This is a genomic window from Variovorax gossypii (assembly GCF_003965815.1).
GTDB classification, from domain to species: Bacteria; Pseudomonadota; Gammaproteobacteria; order Burkholderiales; family Burkholderiaceae_C; genus Variovorax; species Variovorax gossypii.
In genome coordinates this window covers 289,730-309,186 of the sequence record NZ_RXOE01000003.1, presented here as the reverse complement: position 1 = coordinate 309,186, position 19,457 = coordinate 289,730, and the positions used below count along the sequence as shown (strand labels likewise).

19 protein-coding genes and 1 tRNA gene are annotated in these 19,457 nt (G+C 67.6%); 15 read left to right on the top strand and 5 right to left on the bottom strand.

Annotation, left to right across the window (positions count from 1 at the left end):
- Positions 1–48: 48 nt before the first annotated feature.
- Positions 49–861 carry a bifunctional DNA-formamidopyrimidine glycosylase/DNA-(apurinic or apyrimidinic site) lyase gene (gene mutM / locus EJP69_RS16375; RefSeq protein WP_126471581.1) on the bottom strand — a complete coding sequence of 271 codons (813 nt, stop codon included), beginning with the start codon at positions 859–861 and terminating at the stop codon, positions 49–51.
- An 82-nt stretch (positions 862–943) separates the two neighbouring features.
- On the opposite strand from mutM, the gene EJP69_RS16370 reads away from it, so the two are divergent.
- The 8 genes from EJP69_RS16370 to EJP69_RS16335 all read left to right on the top strand — a co-directional run bounded on the left by EJP69_RS16370 (position 944) and on the right by EJP69_RS16335 (position 7,509).
- The gene (locus EJP69_RS16370) at positions 944–2,803 is read left to right on the top strand and encodes a tetratricopeptide repeat protein (protein ID WP_126471470.1); all 1,860 of its coding nucleotides are present in this window, start codon (positions 944–946) and stop codon (positions 2,801–2,803) included.
- A 1-nt stretch (position 2,804) separates the two neighbouring features.
- Positions 2,805–3,341: a lipoprotein insertase outer membrane protein LolB gene (locus EJP69_RS16365; RefSeq protein ID WP_126471468.1), complete on the top strand. Its 537-nt coding sequence runs from the start codon at positions 2,805–2,807 to the stop codon at positions 3,339–3,341.
- Positions 3,338–4,219, top strand: coding sequence for a 4-(cytidine 5'-diphospho)-2-C-methyl-D-erythritol kinase (gene ispE / locus EJP69_RS16360; RefSeq protein WP_126471466.1), 882 nt, complete (start codon positions 3,338–3,340; stop codon positions 4,217–4,219). Before EJP69_RS16365 ends, ispE begins: the two co-directional genes overlap by 4 nt.
- 70 nt (positions 4,220–4,289) lie before the next feature.
- A tRNA-Gln gene (locus EJP69_RS16355) sits at positions 4,290–4,366 on the top strand.
- A 138-nt stretch (positions 4,367–4,504) separates the two neighbouring features.
- Complete coding sequence (locus EJP69_RS16350) at positions 4,505–5,479, top strand: ribose-phosphate pyrophosphokinase (protein WP_081269883.1); 975 nt, start codon at positions 4,505–4,507, stop codon at positions 5,477–5,479.
- A gap of 86 nt (positions 5,480–5,565) precedes the next feature.
- On the top strand, positions 5,566–6,243 hold the full coding sequence (locus EJP69_RS16345) for a 50S ribosomal protein L25/general stress protein Ctc (RefSeq protein ID WP_093209698.1): 678 nt from the start codon (positions 5,566–5,568) through the stop codon (positions 6,241–6,243).
- 83 nt (positions 6,244–6,326) lie between these two features.
- Entirely contained in the window at positions 6,327–6,962 is a 636-nt protein-coding gene (pth, locus tag EJP69_RS16340) for an aminoacyl-tRNA hydrolase (RefSeq protein ID WP_093209697.1), read from the top strand.
- A 214-nt stretch (positions 6,963–7,176) separates the two neighbouring features.
- Complete coding sequence (locus EJP69_RS16335) at positions 7,177–7,509, top strand: hypothetical protein (protein ID WP_240652175.1); 333 nt, start codon at positions 7,177–7,179, stop codon at positions 7,507–7,509.
- On the opposite strand, the gene EJP69_RS16330 is transcribed toward EJP69_RS16335, so the two are convergent.
- The gene (locus tag EJP69_RS16330; RefSeq protein WP_093308005.1) at positions 7,506–7,799 is read right to left on the bottom strand and encodes a YfhL family 4Fe-4S dicluster ferredoxin; all 294 of its coding nucleotides are present in this window, start codon (positions 7,797–7,799) and stop codon (positions 7,506–7,508) included. The two genes, EJP69_RS16335 and EJP69_RS16330, sit on opposite strands and share 4 nt — an antisense overlap.
- Before the next feature lie 104 nt (positions 7,800–7,903).
- Between EJP69_RS16330 and EJP69_RS16325 the strand changes: the two genes are divergently transcribed.
- From EJP69_RS16325 to EJP69_RS16295, 7 genes are all read left to right on the top strand, one after another.
- The gene (locus EJP69_RS16325; RefSeq protein ID WP_126471462.1) at positions 7,904–8,854 is read left to right on the top strand and encodes an ABC transporter permease; all 951 of its coding nucleotides are present in this window, start codon (positions 7,904–7,906) and stop codon (positions 8,852–8,854) included.
- Positions 8,851–9,726 carry an ABC transporter permease gene (locus tag EJP69_RS16320; protein WP_126471459.1) on the top strand — a complete coding sequence of 292 codons (876 nt, stop codon included), beginning with the start codon at positions 8,851–8,853 and terminating at the stop codon, positions 9,724–9,726. Before EJP69_RS16325 ends, EJP69_RS16320 begins: the two co-directional genes overlap by 4 nt.
- A 14-nt stretch (positions 9,727–9,740) precedes the next feature.
- A complete protein-coding gene (locus EJP69_RS16315; RefSeq protein ID WP_126471457.1) occupies positions 9,741–10,730 on the top strand; it encodes an ABC transporter ATP-binding protein in 990 nt (329 codons plus the stop codon).
- Positions 10,727–11,557, top strand: a complete 831-nt coding sequence (locus tag EJP69_RS16310; RefSeq protein ID WP_126471455.1) for an ATP-binding cassette domain-containing protein — start codon at positions 10,727–10,729, stop codon at positions 11,555–11,557. The genes EJP69_RS16315 and EJP69_RS16310 overlap by 4 nt, the downstream gene beginning before the upstream one ends.
- A 114-nt stretch (positions 11,558–11,671) precedes the next feature.
- Entirely contained in the window at positions 11,672–13,165 is a 1,494-nt protein-coding gene (locus EJP69_RS16305; RefSeq protein ID WP_126471453.1) for an ABC transporter substrate-binding protein, read from the top strand.
- A gap of 238 nt (positions 13,166–13,403) precedes the next feature.
- Entirely contained in the window at positions 13,404–14,891 is a 1,488-nt protein-coding gene (locus EJP69_RS16300; RefSeq protein WP_126471451.1) for an ABC transporter substrate-binding protein, read from the top strand.
- A gap of 167 nt (positions 14,892–15,058) precedes the next feature.
- Complete coding sequence (locus EJP69_RS16295) at positions 15,059–16,471, top strand: amidase (RefSeq protein WP_126471449.1); 1,413 nt, start codon at positions 15,059–15,061, stop codon at positions 16,469–16,471.
- 9 nt (positions 16,472–16,480) lie between these two features.
- Here the strand turns inward: EJP69_RS16295 and EJP69_RS16290 are convergent, their stop codons facing one another.
- Genes EJP69_RS16290 through EJP69_RS16280 form a run of 3 tightly spaced genes read right to left on the bottom strand, consistent with a single transcriptional unit; the run spans position 16,481 to position 19,449 of the window.
- Entirely contained in the window at positions 16,481–17,866 is a 1,386-nt protein-coding gene (locus EJP69_RS16290) for an MFS transporter (RefSeq protein WP_093304201.1), read from the bottom strand.
- Between the two features lie 54 nt (positions 17,867–17,920).
- Entirely contained in the window at positions 17,921–18,547 is a 627-nt protein-coding gene (locus EJP69_RS16285; RefSeq protein ID WP_126471447.1) for a YitT family protein, read from the bottom strand.
- Positions 18,548–18,588: 41 nt separating this feature from the next.
- Complete coding sequence (locus tag EJP69_RS16280) at positions 18,589–19,449, bottom strand: LysR family transcriptional regulator (protein ID WP_126471445.1); 861 nt, start codon at positions 19,447–19,449, stop codon at positions 18,589–18,591.
- Positions 19,450–19,457 lie beyond the last annotated feature (8 nt).

Sequence of the window (19,457 nt, the reverse complement as noted above, 5' to 3'; positions counted from 1 at the left end):
GTTTCTAGATTGTTTCTATTTTGCTGTTTCCATCGTGCGAGCCTGCGCCTACTTCTGGCAGTTGGGGCAGTAATAGGTGGCGCGCTGCCCCTGGCGCAGCAGCCGGATCGGCGTTGCGCAAACCCGACAGGGCTCGCCGGCCCGGCCGTAGACAGTCGCTTCGAGCTGGAAATAGCCATTCTGTCCGTCCACATTGGAGAAATCGCGCAGCGTGCTGCCGCCCTTCTCCACCGCCCGCGCCAGGATCTCGCGCACCGCCGCATGAAGCTTGGCGGCTCGTGGGCGGCTGATGCGCGCCGCCGACAGCGTCGGCCGGATACCCGCCTGGAACAACGCTTCCGACGCGTAGATGTTGCCCACGCCCACCACCACGTCGCCCGCCAGCAGCACCTGCTTGACGGCGGTCTTGCGCTTCCTGAGGCCAGCATGGAAGGCATCGAGGTCGAAACCCTCGTCCAGCGGCTCCATGCCAAGGCCGCCCAGCAGCTTTATCGCCCAAGGCGCGGACTCGTCTTCCACGTAAACAACTGCACCGAAGCGGCGCGGGTCGTTGAGCCTGAGAGTGCCGCGGTTGGTAACAAGATCGAAGTGATCGTGCGGGCCAGGCGGCGGCAGCGCGGCATCGAAGCGCAGGCTGCCCGACATGCCCAGGTGCAGCAGAAGGATGCCGCGGTCGAGATCGATCAGCAGGTACTTGCCGCGCCGGCGCACCTCGCGCACCTGCCGTCCGACCAGCGCCTCGGGCAGCACCATCAGCGCCCAGCGCAGGGGCTTGCCGATGCGCACCGCTTCGATGCGCCCGCCTGCGATGCGGTCGGCAAACCCACGGCGGGTGACTTCGACTTCGGGTAGCTCGGGCATGAAAAAGTAAATCTTCGGCAAACGCCAGCGGCAACGAAGCCCCACGCGATGCTCGTACAAAAGGCTGGATTATTATGGTCAGATGAATCTTTCGCCCCGCCGACACCGCCTTGCGGCGGCCGCGTCTCTCGCCTTGCTGGCCTGCGCCGTCCAGGCGCAATCCCCCGATCCCGCAGCCCCCACCAGCCCCGCTCCCGTCATCGAACGGCCGGCTCCGTCGAAGCCCGTGGTCAGGCCGCGACCGGCCGCAGCCAAGGCGGCTGCCGAGCCCGCGCCGCTGCAGTCAGCGCTGACGGCCGACCTGTTCTACGAGATCCTGATGGGCGAGATGACGGCCCGTTCGGGCGATCCCGGCTCCGGCTATGCGTTGGTGCTCGACGCCGCACGGCGGCTGCGCGACGGCAAGCTGTTCCAGCGCGCGGTCGAGATCGCGCTGCAGTCGCGCTCCGGCGACGCGGCGCTTGCCGCGGCACGGGCCTGGCAGGAAACCCTGCCGAACTCGCGCGACGCGCGACGCATCGAGTTGCAGATCCTGATCGCGCTGAACCGCATCAGCGAAACCGTCGAGCCGCTGCGCGCCGAGGTGACCGCCACCTCGCAGATCGAGCGTCCGCTGCTGATGGCCGTGATCGCGCGCAACTACTCCCGCGCATCCGACAAGAAGCTGGCCGCCTCGGTGGTCGAGCAGGCGCTGGTCGACGAGCTGAAGAGCCCCACCACCGGCGGGCTGGCCTGGGCCACCGTCGGCAGGCTGCGTCTCAACGCGGGCGATGCTTCCGGTGCGCTGGAAGCCGCGCGCAAGGGCCAGGAGATCGACCCGGCCTCCGACGCGCCCGCCGCTCTGGCACTCGAGATGATCGACCCCGGCCAGCCGCTGGCCGAACCGATCGTCACGCGCTTCCTGAACAACAACCCGAAGGCCTCGCCCGACCTGCGCGTCGCGTATGCGCGCGTGCTGGTCGAGAACCGCCGCTACAGCGACGCCTCCGCGCAGCTCCAGGCGCTGACCACTTCGCGCCCCGAGCTCGCGGAACCGTGGCTGCTGCTGGGCAGCCTGCAGATGCAGGCCCGGCAGGACGCCGCGGCCGAGGCTTCGATCAAGCGCTTCATCGAGCTGTCGGCCGGTTCGAAGAGCGGCAACAGCAAGGATGCCGACGATGCGGCCGACCGCAAGCGCGGCGTGTCGCAGGCGTACTTCGCGCTGTCGCAGCTGGCCGAGCGGCGCAAGGACTATGCGGCGGCCGAGCGCTGGCTCTCGCGCGTCGACGGCGCCGACGAGGTGGTGGCCGCGCAGACCCGCCGCGCGACCCTTCTGGCGCGCCAGGGCAAGCTGCCCCAGGCCCGCGAGATCATCCGCGGCCTGCCCGAGCGCACGGCCGACGACAAGAAGCAGAAGTTCCTTGCCGAAGTGCAGCTGCTGCGCGACGCGAAGCAGTACCAGGCGGCCTACGACATGCTCGCCCAGGCCTCGGCAGCGTCGCCGGACGATGGCGACCTGGTGTACGACCAGGCCATGATCGCCGAGAAGCTCAATCGCCTCGACGACATGGAGCGCCTGCTGCGCCGCCTCATCGAGCTCAAGCCCGACAACCAGAACGCATACAACGCGCTGGGCTACTCGCTGGCCGATCGCAAGATCCGTCTCGAGGAGGCACGCACGCTGATCCAGAAGGCGGTGCAACTGGCGCCGGAAGATCCGTTCATCGCCGACAGCCTGGGCTGGGTCGAGTTCCGGCTCGGCAACACGGCCGAGGCCATCCGCATCCTCGAGGCGGCCTACAAGACCCGGCCCGATCCCGAGATCGGCGCGCACTTCGGCGAAGTCCTGTGGACCTCCGGCCAGAAGGACCGCGCGGTCACGATCTGGAAGGAAGCCCTGCTGAGCGACGCCGAGAACGAAACGCTGCAGGAAACGCTGAAGCGCCTGCGAGTGAAGCCCTGACATGGCGCAGGCAGGAGCACTCGCGCCGATGCAGGCCGGCCGCCATGGCCGTCGCGCATTTCTGGCGGCGGGCGGTGCGGCGGCACTGCTGGCCGCCGGATGCGCGCAGCTGTCCGGCGGCTCTGCCGTGCCGAAGCCTTCGGAGAGCTGGAGCGGCCGCATGTCGCTGCGCATCGAGAGCGAGCCGGTCCAGACCTTCGCCGCGCTGTTCGAACTGCGCGGGTCTGCCGAGGCCGGCGACCTCACGCTCACGACGCCCATCGGCAGCACCCTCGCCCAGTTGCACTGGGCGCCGGGGGAAGCACTGCTGAAGGACGGAAGCAAGACACGGCGCTTCGACTCCGTCGACGAACTGATCGAGGCGGCCACCGGCGCGGCCATTCCGGTCGGCGCCCTGTTCGGCTGGCTGGCCGGCCGCAACGAGCCCGTGCCAGGCTGGAAGCCTGATCTTGCGCAACTCGGCGCCGGGCGGCTGAATGCCGTGCGCGAATCGCCGAGCCCGCGGGCCGACCTGCGCATCGTGTTCGAGCGGTCATGAAGGCGATCTACGACCTTCCCGCGCCGGCCAAGCTCAATCTCTTCCTTCACATCACCGGCCGGCGCGACGACGGCTACCACCTGCTGCAGTCGGTCTTCATGCTGATCGACTGGTGCGACACGCTGCACGTCGAACTGCGGCGCGACGGCCAGCTGAGCCGCGAAGACCTGACGACTGAACTGCCCGCGGACGACCTGATCCTGCGCGCCGCACGCGCCCTGCAGCCGTTCGCGGCGCCCGGGCAGGGCGCGCACATCGGCGTCGCCAAGCATGTGCCGGCACAGGCGGGCATGGGCGGAGGCTCGTCGGATGCCGCCACCTGCCTGCTCGCGCTGAACCGCCTGTGGGGGCTGAACCTGCCGCTGTCGCGGCTGGCCCACATCGGCCTGAAGCTGGGCGCCGACGTGCCCTTCTTCCTCGGTGGCCGCAACGCGTGGGTCGAGGGCATCGGGGAGCAAATCACACCGGTTACACTCCCATCCGCGCGTTTCGCGGTAGTCAAACCACCCGAGGGACTCGATACCCGATTAATTTTTTCGGCTTCAGATCTCCAACGCGCTACGCCTGTTGCTATAATCTCAGGCTTTGCTGCAGACAGCGAATCGTCTGAAGCGACAAACTTGGGAAACCAGGTTTTCGACTTCGGTCACAACGACCTGCAGCCGGTTGCCCAGCGACTTTGCCCCGCGGTCACCGAAGCCATCGAATGGCTCGGCACCCAGGGATTGAAGGCCCGGATGACCGGCTCCGGAAGCTCGGTGTTCGCGATGCTGCCGCAATCGCCGCAGGAAGCGGAACTGCTCGAGGCCCCCGAAGGCTGGCAAGTTCGTCAATGCAGCAACCTGGAAGTTCATCCGCTCCTTGGATGGGCAACCTGAAGATGATCGGATCGTTCATTCGGTTCGATGCGACGTATATCGGTTGGTGGTGAAAACCATCGACCCGTGTAGGGGAGTCGCCAAGCTGGTTAAGGCACTGGATTTTGATTCCAGCATGCAAAGGTTCGAATCCTTTCTCCCCTGCCAAATCTTCACGACTGCGGCCCGATGGCCGCAGTCTTCATTTGCAGCCCACCCGCTGCAATAATCGGCGGCTCACCGGCCGCCACGCATACGAACCTTTTGGCGGCTTCCTAAGCCCACTTGCACTGCCGGGACGCGCTCATGCAGGCTAATCACCCTGATTTCATGGTTTTCACCGGCAACGCCAATCCGGGCCTTGCCGCAGAAATCGCGCACAACCTCGGCACTTCGCTGGGCGCTGCCCGCGTCGGCCGCTTCTCCGACGGAGAAGTCACCGTCGAGATCAACCAGAACGTCCGGGCGCGCGACGTGTTCGTCGTTCAGTCGACCTGCGCGCCGACCAACGAAAACCTGATGGAACTGCTGATCATGGTCGACGCGCTCAAGCGCGCATCGGCCGAACGCATCAGCGCCGTGATCCCCTACTTCGGCTACGCCCGCCAGGACCGCCGTCCGCGCTCCAGCCGCGTGCCGATCTCGGCCAAGGTGGTGGCCAACCTGCTGGAAACCGTCGGCGTCGAGCGCGTGCTCACGATGGACCTGCATGCCGACCAGATCCAGGGCTTCTTCGACATCCCCGTCGACAACATCTACGCCTCGCCGGTCCTGCTGGGCGACCTGCGCGCCAAGAACTACGAAGACCTGATCGTGGTCTCGCCCGACGTGGGTGGCGTGGTCCGCGCCCGTGCGCTGGCCAAGCAGCTGAACTGCGACCTCGCCATCATCGACAAGCGCCGCCCGAAGGCCAACGTCAGCGAAGTCATGAACGTGATCGGCGAGATCGACGGCCGCAACTGCGTGATCATGGACGACATGATCGACACCGCCGGCACGCTGGTCAAAGCAGCCGAAGTGCTGAAGGAACGCGGCGCCAAGAGCGTGTACGCCTACTGCACGCACCCGATCTTCTCGGGCCCGGCCATCGAGCGCATCACGCAGGGCTCGGCCCTCGACGAAGTGGTCGTGACCAACACCATTCCCCTTTCCGACGGCGCCAATGCCTGCGGAAAGATCCGCCAGCTCTCCGTGGCGCCGCTGATCGCCGAAACGATCCAGCGCATTGCCAAGGGCGAGTCGGTGATGAGTTTGTTCTCGGATCAGGACAACCTGTTCTGACCGGGGCATGAAGCGGGCCTCCTTTGCTGGAGGCCTTTTTGAACCGGAGTCGCACTGGTCGCGGTGGACTCTCACAGGAGCTAGTTATGAAATTCGTCGCTTTTGAGCGCGCAAAGCAGGGCACGGGTGCGAGCCGCCGTCTCCGCATCTCGGGCAAGACCCCCGGCATCGTCTACGGTGGCGACACCCAGCCGCAACTGATCGAGATCGATCACAACGCGCTGTGGCACGCCCTGAAGAAGGAAGCCTTCCACTCGAGCGTTCTCGAGATGGAACTGGGCGGCAACGTCAGCAAGGTTCTGCTGCGCGACGTGCAATACCACCCCTTCCGCCAGCTGGTTCAGCACATCGACTTCCAGCGCGTGGACGCCAAGACCCGCATGACCCTGAAGGTGCCCGTGCACTTCAAGGGCGAGGAAGAGTCCGAAGCCGTCAAGCTCGACCACAACCTGGTCAACCACGTCACGACCGAACTGGAAGTGAACTGCCTGCCGACCGACCTGCCCGAGTTCATCGAAGTCGACCTGTCGGGCCTGAAGAAGAACGGCACCGTCACGCTGAAGGACATCAAGCTGCCCCGCGGCGTGAAGTGGGTCAGCCACGGCAAGGCAAACCCGGTGCTGGCTTCAGCCGTGACGCCGGCTGCTGAAGAAGAAGCTCCCGCCGAAGGCGCAGCTGCTGCCGACGCAGCCGCCGCTCCGGCCGGCAAGGGTGGCAAGGCCGCGGCCAAGACGCCCGCTGCCAAGGCACCTGCCAAGAAGTAATCCGCTTCTTCGCATTCGTTGCTTCTCGAAGGCCCGCCTCGTGCGGGCCTTCTGCTTTTCCGGCGACCGGATAATCCACGACCATGATCAAGCTGTTTGTCGGCCTCGGAAATCCGGGCCCCGAGTACGAAGCCACGCGGCACAACGCAGGCTTCTGGTGGATCGACGCCCTCGCGCGCGAATGGAAGCTCAATCTCGTGCCCGAGCGCAGCTACCACGGCCTTGCCGCGCGCACGAGCATCGGCGGCCAGAGCATCTGGCTGCTGGAGCCGCAGACCTTCATGAACCTGTCTGGCAAGTCGGTGGCCGCCTTGGCGCGCTTCTTCAAGATCGCGCCCGAGGAAATCCTGGTGGTGCACGACGAACTCGACGTTGTCCCGGGCCAGGTCAAGCTCAAGTTCGGCGGCAGCCATGCGGGCCACAACGGGCTGCGCGACATCCACGCCCAGTTGGGCACCGGCGACTACTGGCGGCTGCGCCTCGGCATCGGGCACCCCGGCGTGAAGTCGGAGGTCGTCAACTGGGTGCTCAAGAAGCCGCTCAAGGAACAACGCGAAGCGATCGAGGACGCCATCACCCGCACCCTGCACGCGATCCCCGCGCTGGTGGCGGGCGAGATGGAGAAGGCGACCCTGGTCATTCACACGAGCAAACCGCCCCGGCCCAAGCCGCCGCGGAGGGAGCCCGGCGAAGGGGGCACAACGCCTGCCGCCACCTAGCCGGCCATTGAAGTGCAGGGAGGGAGAGAAATAAAAAATGATGAGCGAAAAGAAGAAAGAGAAAGAGGAAAGCAGGAAGACGGCTTCGAAGGCCGCAGCTGCTATGTTTTCAATAGCACTCGGCATTTGCTCCGCGGGCGCCTACGCCCAGGGAGCGAGCACCTGGCGATGCGGCAACGCCTATTCCGACCGCCCCTGCGAGGGCGGCAGCACGGTGAAGGTGGACGACCGCCGCAGCAACGAAGACCGCCGCGCCGCCGATGCCGGCACCCGCAACGCGCAAACCCAGGCCGACCGCATGGAGCGCAACCGCCTGTCGCTGGAAAAGGCTGCCCATGACCGCGACCAGCGGGCCGCGCGGGAAGCGAGAAGCGCCGCGCTCGCGGAAAAGCGCCTCGCCATCGCCGAGCAGAAAGAGCGGGACCGCGCACGCAAGGAGGCTGGCGAGCCGCGCAAGTCGAGCATGAGCTTCACCAGCGGCCAGAGCGCGAAGGCAGCCGGCGACGCGCCGGAGCGCAAGAAAAAGAAGCGGAAGTCGGCCGACTAGGCGCCGGACGAAGCAGATGATGCCGCCGCCGCGGCAGTCACCTTGATCGCCGTGAGACGCTGGTACTTCTGCATCAGCGTCTCGCGGCTTTCCACGTGCTCGGGATTCACGGGAATGCAGGCCACCGGGCAGATCTGCACGCACTGCGGCTCATCGAAATGGCCTACGCACTCGGTGCACTTGTGCGGATCGATCTCGTAGAACGCCTCGCCCATGTAGATCGCATCGTTCGGGCACTCGGGCTCGCAGACATCGCAGTTGATGCATTCGTCGGTGATCATGAGGGCCATACCCCCGATTATCGCGGCTCCCAACGGGCGGGCCGTCGGTGAATGACAAAGGCCACATTCGGGGCACACTTGTTGCAGGAGTCAGTTATGCTGCGCCCCGCCCCATGAGTCTGTTTCTAGTCAAGCGCTTCGCCACGCTGATCGGCACCCTGATCGGCGCCTCGGTCATCGTCTTCCTCGTGCTGGAGATCCTGCCCGGCAACGCCGCGCAGATGCTCATGGGCCCCGACGCCTCGCCCGAGGCCGTGGCCGCCCTGGCCACCAAGCTCGGCCTCGACCAGCCCGCATGGACGCGCTACTGGCACTGGATCGGCGGCCTGCTCACCGGCAACCTCGGCGACAGCTACGCCTACAGCTCCCCGGTGCTCGACCTCATCCTCGAACGCCTCGCCTTGACGGTGCCCCTGGCCGTGCTGGCCATGACCTTCACGGTCGTGATCGCACTGCTGGTCGGTGTCACAGCCGCGGCCCGCCACAACAAGCTCGGCGACGTCGGCCTCATGGGCATGGCCCAGGTCGGCATCGCCATCCCCAACTTCTGGTTCGCCATCCTGCTGATCCTGGTGTTCTCGGTGCAGCTGCAGTGGTTCTCCGCCGGCGGCTTCGAGGGCTGGGGCGAAGGCATCTTCGCGGGGATCAAGTCGCTGCTGCTCCCAGCACTGTCCCTGGCGGTGGTGCAAGCGGCGATCCTCGCTCGCATCACCCGCTCGGCGGTGCTCGAGGTGATGCGCGAGGATTTCGTACGCACTGCCCGCGCCAAGGGCGTATCGCAGCGCATGGTGCTTTGGACCCACGTGCTGCGCAACGCGATGATCCCGGTGATCACCGTCATGGGCATGCAGTTCTCCGAGCTGCTGGCCGGCACGATCGTGGTGGAGAACGTGTTCTATCTGCCGGGCCTGGGCCGGCTGATCTTCCAGGCCATCAGCAACCGCGACCTGATCGTGGTGCGCAACTGCGTGATGCTGCTGGCGGCCATGGTGGTCATCGTGAACTTCGTGGTCGACGTGCTCTACGCCGTCATCGACCCGCGCATCAAGGCCAGCGACATATGAGCACCGCCGCAGTCCCGAGCGCCGCGGCGCTCAAGGTTCCGGGCTTCTGGCGCCGCGCGCTGCACCACCGCAGCTTCGTGCTGGGCGGAACGCTCACGCTGCTCCTGCTGCTGGCCGCCGCCGTATCGCTGGTGTGGACGCCCTGGTCGCCCTACGAAATGGACATGGCCAACAAGCTGAAGCCTCCGACGGGCTCGCACTGGCTGGGCACCGACACCTATGGCCGCGACGTGGCCTCTCTGCTGCTGGTGGGCGCACGCGCGTCCATCCTCGTGGGCATGATCGCGGTCGGCATCGGCCTGGTCGTCGGCACCGCGCTCGGCCTGCTCGCCGCTGCGAAGCGCGGCTGGGTCGAGGAAGCCATCATGCGGCTGACCGACTTCTCGCTGGCCTTCCCCGCCATCCTCTCGGCCATCATGATGACGGCCGTGTTCGGCGCAGGCATCGTCAACGCGATCATCGCGATCGGCATCTACAACATCCCGACCTTCGCGCGCATCACGCGCGCATCGGCCAACGCGATCTGGTCGCGCGAGTACGTCGCCGCCGCGCGCGCCTGCGGCAAGGGCAGCTTCTCGATCACCATGCAGCACGTGCTGCCGAACATCTCGGCCGTGCTGATCGTGCAGATCACCATCCGCTTCGCCATCGCCATCCTTGCCGAAGCCGCCCTCTCCTACCTGGGCCTCGGCACGCAACCGCCGCAGCCCTCGTGGGGCCGCATGCTCAGCGAGGCCCAGACGATGATGTTCCAGGCGCCCCTGCTCGCGGTATTCCCCGGCATGGCCATCGCCTTCGCGGTGCTCGGCCTGAACCTGCTGGGCGACGGCCTGCGCGACCTGCTCGATCCGCGACTGGCCCGCGCGAGGTAGGCAAGGTAAGCAAGATGCCCCTGCTCGAAGTCAAGGACCTCCGCATCGGCCTGCAGACGCAGCGCGGCCCCGCCGAGGCCGTGCGCGGCATCGACTTCACGCTGGAGCGCGGCGAAACGCTGGGCATCGTCGGCGAGTCGGGCTGCGGCAAGTCGATCACCGTGATGTCGCTCATGGGCCTGCTGCCCTCCACCGCGAAGGTCGGCGGCAGCATCCGCTTCGACGGCACCGAGATCGTCGGCCTGCCCGAGAAGCAGATGTGCGAGATCCGCGGCAACCGCATCGGCATGATCTTCCAGGAGCCGATGACGGCGCTGAACCCGGTGCACACCATCGCGCGCCAGGTGGGCGAGCCGCTTCGGCTGCACCGTGGGCTCTCGAAGGCCGACGCCCGCAAGGAAGTGCTCGCGCTGCTGGAGCGCGTGGGCATTCCGGACGCAGCTTCGCGCCTCGATGCGTACCCGCACCAGTTCTCCGGCGGCCAGCGCCAGCGCATCGGCATCGCGATGGCGCTCGCCTGCGGTCCCGACCTGTTGATCGCCGACGAGCCCACCACCGCGCTCGACGTCACCATCCAGAAGCAGATCCTCGAGCTGATCAAGAGCCTCGTGGCCGAGCGCGGCATGGCGCTGATCCTGATCTCTCACGACCTCGGCGTGATCGCGCAGACGGTCTCGAAGATGCTCGTGATGTACGGCGGCAGCGTGGTCGAGAGCGGCCCCACCGAGGCCGTGTTCGCACGCCGCGCCCATCCCTACACGCAGGGCCTGTTCGCCGCGCGTCCGGCCATCGGCGCGCCGCGCGGCCTGCGGCTGGCCACCATCAGGGGCAGCGTGCCCGAGCTGGTCGACCTGCCGAAGGGCTGCCCCTTCGCGGGCCGATGCAGCTACACCATCGACGCCTGCAGGACCACGCCGCCGCCGGCCACGATGCTGCCGCACGAGCATGCGGTGCGATGCATCCGGCTGGAAGAGATCGCGACCGAGGTCGCCGCCGCACCATGAGCGAGAAGACCAACGTGCCGCCGCTGCTGAAGGTCACCGACCTCGTTCGCCACTACGCGCTGCCGCGCGAGAAACTCTTCGGCCCGCCGCCCACCGTGAAGGCGCTCAACGGCGTGAGCTTCGAAGTGCAGGCAGGCCGGAGCGTGAGCATCGTCGGCGAATCGGGCTCGGGCAAGTCGACCATCGCTCGCCTCGTGATGGCGCTCGACACGCCCACCTCGGGCACCGTCTCGCTCGAAGGCCGCGACCTGCACGCGCTCTCGAAGGAAGAGCTGCGCGTGGCGCGACGCGACTTTCAGATGGTGTTCCAGGACCCTTATGGCTCGCTCGATCCGCGCCAGACCGTCGCGCGCATCGTCGCCGAGCCGCTCGAGGCATTGGCCGCTACCAGCCGCTCGGAGCAGCGCGAACGCGCCTCGGACAGCCTGGCCGCAGTAGGCCTGCGCACCACCGACCTCGATAAGTACCCGCACGAGTTCTCCGGCGGCCAGCGCCAGCGCATCGCCATCGCACGCGCGCTCATCACGCGCCCCAAGCTCATCGTGGCCGACGAGCCCGTGAGCGCGCTCGATGTCTCGGTGCAGGCCCAGGTGCTCAACCTCATGCAAGACCTGCAGCAGCAGTTCGGCATCAGCTACCTGCTCATCAGCCACGACCTCGCGGTGGTCAACCATCTATGCGACAACGTGTGCGTGGTGTGGAAGGGGCTGATCGTCGAGCAGGGCCCGCCCGCCGAGCTCTTCCATCATGCGCAGCACGAGTACACGCGCACGTTGCTCGACGCCGTGCCTCGCACGCCCACGGGCGGCACGCTGCTCGCGGCCTGACTGACATCGAAGCGTCGCCCACCCTGCTTAGGATGAGTGGGTCATAAGCATCTGGTTGCGCATGCGTCCGCCGTCGCGGATGATGCCTGCCCCCTGTTTCGAGGACACCGCTCCATGCTCAAACGACGCACCCTGCTCGCCACCGGCGCCGCAGCCCTGACACCGCTGGCCCTGCCGACGCTCGCGCTGGCACAGAAGAGAAAGGATGCGCTGGTCATCGGCCTCACGCTCGAGCCCACGGGCCTGGACCCCACGGCCAAGGCCGGTGCCGAGATCGCAGAGGTGGTGCTCTACACCGTCTTCGAAACCCTCACCAAGATCAACTCCGACGGCAGCGTCACGCCGCTGCTGGCCGAAAGCTGGGAGGTGTCTCCCGACCTCAAGACGCTCACCTTCAAGCTCAGGCGCGGCGTGAAGTTCCAGAACGGCGAGCCCTTCAACGCGCAGAGCGTGAAGTTCTCGTTCGACCGCGCGGCCGCCGCCAACAGCACCAACAAGGACAAGCGCACCTTCACCAACATCGCGACGCAGGTGGTCGACGAGCACACGGTGGTGCTGATCACCAAGGAGATCGAGCCCGACCTGCTGTTCCTGCTCGGGCAGGCCTCGGCCATCATCGTCGAGCCCAAGACGGTGGAGACCAACGCGACCAAGCCGGTCGGCACCGGCCCCTACAGGCTCGACAACTGGGCCAAGGGCTCGAGCATCGTGCTCGCCAAGTGGGACGGCTGGCGCCATGCCGACGCGGTGCAGATCCGCAAGGCCAGCTTCCGCTTCATCTCCGAGCCGGCCGCGCAGACCACCGCACTGCTCTCGGGCGACGTCGACCTGTTCCCGCATGCGTCGGTGTCGCGCAGCCTGCCGCAGTTCCAGAACGACAAGCGCTTCCAGGTGGTGTTCAACGCATCGCGCGGCAAGACCATCCTCGCCATCAACAACCGGCGCAAGCCGCTGGACGACGTGCGCGTGCGCCGAGCGATCTCCGCGGCCATCGACCGCAAGGCCGTGATCGAAGCCGCCGTCGACGGCCGGGGCATTCCCATCGGCAGCCACTACGTGCCGGGCGCGCCGGGGTACGTCGACACCACCGGCATCAACCCATACAACGTCGAGAAGGCGAAGCAGCTGCTGGCCGAGGCCGGCGTGAAGACGCCGCTCGAACTCGAACTGGTGCTGCCGCCCCCGCCCTACGCACGCCAGGGCGGCGAGCTGATCGCCGCGCAGCTCGCCAAGGTGGGCATCGTCGCGAAGATCCAGAACGTCGAATGGGCGCAGTGGATCAGCGGCACCTACGGCAACAAGAACTACGACCTCTCGCTGATCCTGCACGTCGAGCCCTTCGACCTGGTGAACTACACCAAGCCGGAGTACTACTGGGGCTACCAGTCGGCGAAGTTCAACGAGGTCTTCGACAAGGCGCGCAACGCCGCGCGCCCCGCCGACCGCCTGCGCTACCTGGGCGACGCGCAGCGGCTGCTGGCGGAGGACGCGGCAAACGTCTTCCTGTTCCAGCCGCAGTTCATCACCGTGGCCGGGCGCAACCTGCGCGGGCTGTGGAAGGACACGCCGATCTTCGTGAACGACATCGCGTCCCTGTCCTGGGCCTGAGCCCGGCGCGCCTTCGCCGCGGCGACTCCAGGGCTCTACGGGAACCTCCCGAGGAAAAACCGGCCCGAGGGCCGCGCACCGGCGCGCCCGCTGCGAGAGAATGACCGGCCGCGCACGTGGCATCTTTCGTGCTGCGTGCCGTGTCTTTCGCGGCGTCGCGCCTCCCTTCGGGGCACGGCGTGCGCCGGAGCAGTCGCCCGCCATTCGAATCTGGCTTGTTTTTCCGGAGATCACACGTATGTTGAACCGTCGCACCCTCCTTACCACCGCCGGCGCCACCGTGGCGCTGGCCAGCCCGCTCGCCGGCATGGCGCAGGGCAGGAAGGACGCCATCGTGATCGGCATGGCGCTCGAGCCGCCGGGGCTCGATCCGACCACCGGCGCCGCGGCCGCCATCGCCGAGGTGGTGCAGTACAACATCCTGGAGACGCTCACCAAGATCAATTCCGACGGCAGCGTCACGCCGCTGCTGGCCGAGAGCTGGGAAATCTCCCCCGACCTGAAGACCTACACCTTCAAGCTGCGCCGCGGCGTGAAGTACCAGAACGGCGAGCCCTTCAACGCGGCCGCGGTCAAGTTCTCGTTCGACCGCGCCGGCAGCGAGAAGAGCACCAACAAGGACAAGCGCACCTTCGCCAACCTGAGCACGCAGGTGGTCGACGACTACACCGTGGTGATCATCAACAAGGAGATCGACCCCGACCTGCCCTTCGTGCTGGGCCAGGCCACGGCGGTGATCGTCGAGCCCAAGAGCGCCGAGGGCAACGCCACCAAGCCGGTCGGCACCGGCCCCTACAAGCTCGACAACTGGGCCAAGGGCTCGTCGATCACGCTGAGCAAGTGGGAAGGCTTCCGCAGCCCCGCCACCGCCAAGATCAACAAGGTCACCTTCCGCTTCATCTCCGACACGGCGGCACAGGCCGCGGCCATGCTCTCGGGCGACATCGACGTGTTCCCGCGCATCGGCACGCGCGTGGTGCAGCAGTTCAAGATGAACCCGCAGTTCCAGGTGATCCTGGCCGGCTCGCGCGCCAAGACCATCCTGTCGATCAACAACAGGAAGAAGCCGCTGGACGACGTGCGCGTGCGCCGCGCCATCCTCGCGGCCATCGACCGCAAGGCGGTCATCGAAGGCGCGGCCGACGGCTTCGGCGTGCCCATCGGCAGCCACTACGTGCCGGGCGCGGCGGGCTTCGTCGACACCACCGGCATCAACCCCTTCGACATCGAGAAGGCCAAGAAACTGCTGGCCGAAGCCGGCGTGAAGACGCCGCTCGAGCTGAAGATGACGCTGCCCCCGCCGCCGTACGCGCGCCAGGGCGGCGAGGTGATCGTGGCCCAGCTGGCCAAGATCGGCATCGTGGTGAAGGTGCAGAACGTCGAGTGGGCCCAGTGGCTCAGCGGCACCTACGGCAACAAGGACTACGACCTGTCGATCGTGTCGCACGTCGAGCCCTTCGACCTCGGCAACTACGCCAAGGCGGACTACTACTGGGGCTACCAGTCGAAGGCCTTCGACACGCTGTTCGACAAGATCAAGACCACCGCCAACGCCACCGAGCGCAACAAGCTGCTGGGCGACGCGCAGAAGATGCTGGCCACCGACGCGGCCAACGGCTTCCTCTACCAGCCGCAGTTCCCGACGGTCGCGAAGAAGAGCGTCAAGGGCATCTGGAAGGAAAACCCGATCTTCGTGAACGACCTCTCCGCACTCTCGTGGGGGTGATCAAGCTCGCCCCCAGGCTTCGCGCACTTGGTGTCGCTTCGCCAACCCCCTACCGGGGGCAACACCGGTGGCCCGGCAAAGCCGGTTCCACGGTGTTTCCCGAAGGAGCCGTGGGCATTTCGTGCGCTGCGAATCGCGCGGAATGCGGAGCATGAGTGAGTAAAGCAATGTCCGATGTCGCCTTGCTGAGCAGTCTTTCCGCGCAGGAACTCGCGGTCGCCTACCGCGACCGCAAGCTCTCCCCGGTCGAGGTCACGCAAGCCGTGATCGCGCAGGTCGAGCGCTGGGAGCCGCACCTGCAGGCCACGTGGCTCTTCAGGCCCGAGGCCGCGCTCGGGCAGGCGCGCGCCTCGGAGGCGCGCTGGCTGCGCGGCGACGCGCTCGGCCCGCTCGACGGCGTGCCGGCCACCATCAAGGAGAACATCGCGACGCGCGGCGACCCGATGCCCGCGGGCACCGCGGCCGTCGACCTGAAGCCCGCGACCGCCGACGCACCGCCGGCCGCGCGCCTGAAGGAAGCCGGCGCGGTGATCGTGAGCAAGACGACGATGCCGGACTACGGCATGCTGTCCTCGGGACTTTCGAGCTTCCACACGCTGGCGCGCAATCCGTGGGACCTGCGCCTCACGCCGGGCGGTTCCAGCGCGGGTGCCGGCGCTGCCGCCGCGGCGGGCTATGGCCCTCTGCACCTGGGCACCGACATCGGCGGCTCGCTGCGCCTGCCGGCGAGCTGGTGCGGCATTTTCACGCTCAAGCCGAGCCTGGGGCGCATTCCGATCGACCCGCCCTACATGGGCCGCGCAGCCGGGCCGATGACCCGCACCGTGGGCGACGCCGCGCTGCTGATGCAGGCGCTGTCGAAGCCCGACGCGCGCGACAGCATGAGCCTGCCGCCGCAGGAGATCGACTGGGCCGGCTTCGACGTGTCGCCCGACCATCTGCGCGGCCTGCGCATCGGGCTGCTGCTGGACGCGGGCTGCGGACTGGCTGTGGAGTCGGAGATCCAGGTGGCCGTCGAGCAGGCGGCACGGCTCCTGGAAAAGGCCGGCGCCATCATCGAGCCGATGCAGCCTTTCATGTCGCAGGCCATGCTCGACGGCATGGACCACCTGTGGCGCATGCGCTCCCTGGTGGACCTGAAGGGCCTGCGCGCCGACCAGCGCTCGAAGGTGCTGCCCTACATCCGCGAATGGGCCGAGAGCGCAGCCGAGTTCAGCGGCGAGCACGTGTTCCGCAGCTTCAGCCAGTTCCACGCGACGCGCGTGGCCGCCGTGAGCGCATGCGCGCGCTTCGACTACGTGATCTCGCCGGTGTCGCCGAACATGCCTGCAGCGGCCGAGGCCCCGTCACCCACCAACGACCCGCTGCGGCCGCTGGAGCACATCGGGTTCACGGTGCCTTTCAACATGTCGGAGCAGCCGGCCGCCTCGGTGAATTGCGGGTACTCGGCGGGCGGATTGCCGATCGGGCTGCAGATTGCCGGCCAGCGATTCGACGACCTCGGGGTGCTGCGCGTCGCTCGCGCCTTCGAGCAGATCCGCGAGCCGCAGCGGCCCTGGCCCAAGGCCCCGGGGCCCTAGGCGCGCCCGTCAGCGCAGCCCGGCGCCCTCGTCCTTCGACAGCTTGGTGAACGACAGCAGGGACAGCAGCGTCATCGCGCCCACCACGCCGAAGGCCGGGGAAAAGTCCGCCGCGCTCAGCTGGCTGGTGCTGCTGCCGTTCCACCATGCCGCCAGCGTGACCAGCGTGGCGCCGAGCGTCACGCCCAGGCTCAGGGACAGCTGTTGCGCCATGCTGTTGAGGGTGGTCGCGTGGCTCATGCGCGGCTTGGGAATCTGCGAGAAGCCCAGCGTCTGCAGCGACACCATCGCCATCGAATTCACCAGCCCGCCGAACAGCAGCGTCACGAAGATCTGCACATGCGGCGTGGCGGGCCGGAACTGGCCGTAGCTCACATAGCAAAGGCAGGTCAGGCAGGTTGCGCCGACCAGCAGCGAGCGGAAACCCACCGTGCGTATCGCCCTCGCCATGACCGTGCGCGTGGCCAGCGAGCCCAGCGCGGCGGCCATCGTCAGGCTGCCCGAGGCCAGCGGCGAGAGCCCGAAGCCCAGCTGCAGCATCAGCGGCAGCAGGAAGGGCGAAGCGCCGATCGCGATGCGCAGCGGCGTGCCGCCGATGATCGACGCGCGGTAGGTCGAGAAGCGCAGGATGCCCAGGTCGATCAGCGGCTCGGCCTTGCCGCGGCTTCGCAGGTGGTAGACCAGCGAGGCCAGCACGCCGACGCCCGCCATCGCCCAGATGACCGACACCGGCAGCAGCGCCTTGCCCACCATCTCCAGGCTGCCGAGCAACGCCGTCAGCCCCAGGGCCAGCAGCACGAAGCCTTCGATGTCGAAGGGCGCGGGAGAGCTGTCTTCGGGCAGATCGCCGATGAAACGCATCGCCCCGGCGATGGCGATCAGGCCGAAGGGGATGTTGACCAGGAAGATCCATCGCCACGAAGTCAACGTGACGATGGCCCCGCCGAACAGCGGCCCCGCCAGCCGGCCGAAAGCGGGCGGCACCGTGAACCACACCATCGCCGAGACCATCTGCGCAGGCGGCACGCTGCGCAGCAGGATGAGCCGGCCGACCGGCAGCATCATCGCGCCGCCCATGCCCTGCAGCACCCGGAACGCCACCAGCTGCGGCAGCGTCTGCGCCGCCCCGCACAGGGTGGAGCCCAGCGAGAAGAAGGCCACCGCCGCGCAGAACACCCGCTTGGGCCCGAAGCGATCGGCCAGCCAGCCGCTGACGGGCAGGAAGACCGCCAGGCTCAGCAGGTACGAAGTGATCGCGAGATTCAGGTGCAGCACGCTGACGTCGAGCGCGTGCGCGATGGTCGGCAGCGCCGTGGCCATCACCGAGGTGTCGAGGTTCTGCAGGAAAAGAGGCGCGGCGACGATGAGCGGAACGATGCGGTAGCGGGGCGGCATGGGCGCATTGTCCGGGAGGCGAATTAGACGAGACTTCGCGGCGCCGGGCCGTTCTCAGGTGGCCGCGTACCGCCCAGGCTTGTGATTGACCCAGAGAAAGATCCCCATCACCACGGCAGCCAGCACCGACCACCCCACGCGCTGCGGCGGAATCACGAACAGGGCAAGCAGCACCACCGAGCAATCGATGCCGATCTGCACCTTGCCCGCGGGCCAGCCGCGCTTTTCCTGCAGGTACAGCGTCAGCACGGTCGCCCCGCCGAGGCTCGCGCGATGGCGGGCGAGGAACAGGCAGCCGGTGCCCAGCAGCAGCCCGCCGAGCACAGCGGCAAAGGCCGGGTTCAGGGAATCGATCGACAGGTAGCGCGGCGCCAGGTCGGTCATCACCGAAAGCAGCGCGATGGCCGAGAAAGTCTTCATGGTGAACGCCCGCCCCATGTGGCGCCAGGCGAACCAGTAGAACGGCAGGTTGACCAGGAAGAACAGCTTTCCGAAGCTCAGGCCGGTGGCGTAGTGCAGCAGGAACGCCACGCCGGCCGTGCCGCCCGTGAGCAGACCCGCCTGGCCGAACAGCATCATGGCGATGGCGACGAAAAGCGTGCCCGAGAAGATCGCCTGCGCGTCGTCGAAGCGGGAATGGCGTAGCCAGTCTGGCTGGGTGGTGGGAGGTGGCGCGTCCATGGCTCTCTTGACGCAAATCCCGCGCCACCCTGGCGCCCGGCTCACACCAGATGGGTGGCCAGCAGTTCCCGGGCACGGGTCACGAACGCGGTTTCGCCCCGGCGGCCGGGCAGAAACTCGAAGGCCACGCGCGGCAGCGCCGGCAACCCGTGGGGCGTGGCGAGCCGCGTCACCCCCTCGCTGATCGCCGATTCGTTGAGGCAGGCCACGCCCAGCCCCGCCGCCAGCGCCGACTGCAGCCCCGCCACGCCAGACGCCACGTGCGCCAGCGTATAGGGCACATGCCTGCGCCTCAGCAGCGCCACCGTGAACTGGTGCAGCGAACAGGTGTCGGGCAGCACCAGCAGGCGCACCGGCTCGCCGCGCACCAGCCGCATGCCCGCCGCACCCAGCCACACCAGCGACTCGCGCCGGATCACCGACGCCCGGGGCTGCGCGGCGGAAACACCGGCGATGTTCATTCCCACCGCCACGTCGAAGTCGCCGCGCGCATAGGCGGCGCGCAACTCGTCGCTCTTCAGGATGGCGACGTGCAGCCGCACCTGCGGATAGCTCTCGCCCAGCCGCCCGAGCAGCCGGGTCAGGTCGCCGGGCCGGAAATAGTCGGTGACGGCCAGCCGCAGCTCGCCCTGGAGCGTTTCGCCGTGCAGGTCGCGAAAGGCCTCGTCGCTCAGCGCCAGGATGCGCCGCGCATAGCCCAGCAGCCGCACGCCCGCCTCGGTGGGCGCAACGCCGGCCTTGCTTCGCGTGAGCAGCGACTGCCCCGCGCGCTCTTCCAGCTTGCGGATCTGCTCGCTCACCGACGACTGGGAAAGAAAGACGCGCGGCGCCGCCGCAGTGAGACTGCCGGCGTCGACGACGGCGGCCAGGGTGCGCAACTGCTCGAGATCGAATCCCTGCATGGCTCTTC

What these genes read in the sequence shown, in the direction of transcription:
- mutM (WP_126471581.1), bottom strand. Translation starts at nt 861, where the DNA reads ATGCCCGAGCTACCCGAAGTCGAAGTCACCCGCCGTGGGTTTGCCGAC.
- EJP69_RS16370 (WP_126471470.1), top strand. Translation starts at nt 944, where the DNA reads ATGAATCTTTCGCCCCGCCGACACCGCCTTGCGGCGGCCGCGTCTCTC.
- EJP69_RS16365 (WP_126471468.1), top strand. Translation starts at nt 2,805, where the DNA reads ATGGCGCAGGCAGGAGCACTCGCGCCGATGCAGGCCGGCCGCCATGGC.
- ispE (WP_126471466.1), top strand. Translation starts at nt 3,338, where the DNA reads ATGAAGGCGATCTACGACCTTCCCGCGCCGGCCAAGCTCAATCTCTTC.
- EJP69_RS16350 (WP_081269883.1), top strand. Translation starts at nt 4,505, where the DNA reads ATGCAGGCTAATCACCCTGATTTCATGGTTTTCACCGGCAACGCCAAT.
- EJP69_RS16345 (WP_093209698.1), top strand. Translation starts at nt 5,566, where the DNA reads ATGAAATTCGTCGCTTTTGAGCGCGCAAAGCAGGGCACGGGTGCGAGC.
- pth (WP_093209697.1), top strand. Translation starts at nt 6,327, where the DNA reads ATGATCAAGCTGTTTGTCGGCCTCGGAAATCCGGGCCCCGAGTACGAA.
- EJP69_RS16330 (WP_093308005.1), bottom strand. Translation starts at nt 7,799, where the DNA reads ATGGCCCTCATGATCACCGACGAATGCATCAACTGCGATGTCTGCGAG.
- EJP69_RS16325 (WP_126471462.1), top strand. Translation starts at nt 7,904, where the DNA reads ATGAGTCTGTTTCTAGTCAAGCGCTTCGCCACGCTGATCGGCACCCTG.
- EJP69_RS16320 (WP_126471459.1), top strand. Translation starts at nt 8,851, where the DNA reads ATGAGCACCGCCGCAGTCCCGAGCGCCGCGGCGCTCAAGGTTCCGGGC.
- EJP69_RS16315 (WP_126471457.1), top strand. Translation starts at nt 9,741, where the DNA reads ATGCCCCTGCTCGAAGTCAAGGACCTCCGCATCGGCCTGCAGACGCAG.
- EJP69_RS16310 (WP_126471455.1), top strand. Translation starts at nt 10,727, where the DNA reads ATGAGCGAGAAGACCAACGTGCCGCCGCTGCTGAAGGTCACCGACCTC.
- EJP69_RS16305 (WP_126471453.1), top strand. Translation starts at nt 11,672, where the DNA reads ATGCTCAAACGACGCACCCTGCTCGCCACCGGCGCCGCAGCCCTGACA.
- EJP69_RS16300 (WP_126471451.1), top strand. Translation starts at nt 13,404, where the DNA reads ATGTTGAACCGTCGCACCCTCCTTACCACCGCCGGCGCCACCGTGGCG.
- EJP69_RS16295 (WP_126471449.1), top strand. Translation starts at nt 15,059, where the DNA reads ATGTCCGATGTCGCCTTGCTGAGCAGTCTTTCCGCGCAGGAACTCGCG.
- EJP69_RS16290 (WP_093304201.1), bottom strand. Translation starts at nt 17,866, where the DNA reads ATGCCGCCCCGCTACCGCATCGTTCCGCTCATCGTCGCCGCGCCTCTT.
- EJP69_RS16285 (WP_126471447.1), bottom strand. Translation starts at nt 18,547, where the DNA reads ATGGACGCGCCACCTCCCACCACCCAGCCAGACTGGCTACGCCATTCC.
- EJP69_RS16280 (WP_126471445.1), bottom strand. Translation starts at nt 19,449, where the DNA reads ATGCAGGGATTCGATCTCGAGCAGTTGCGCACCCTGGCCGCCGTCGTC.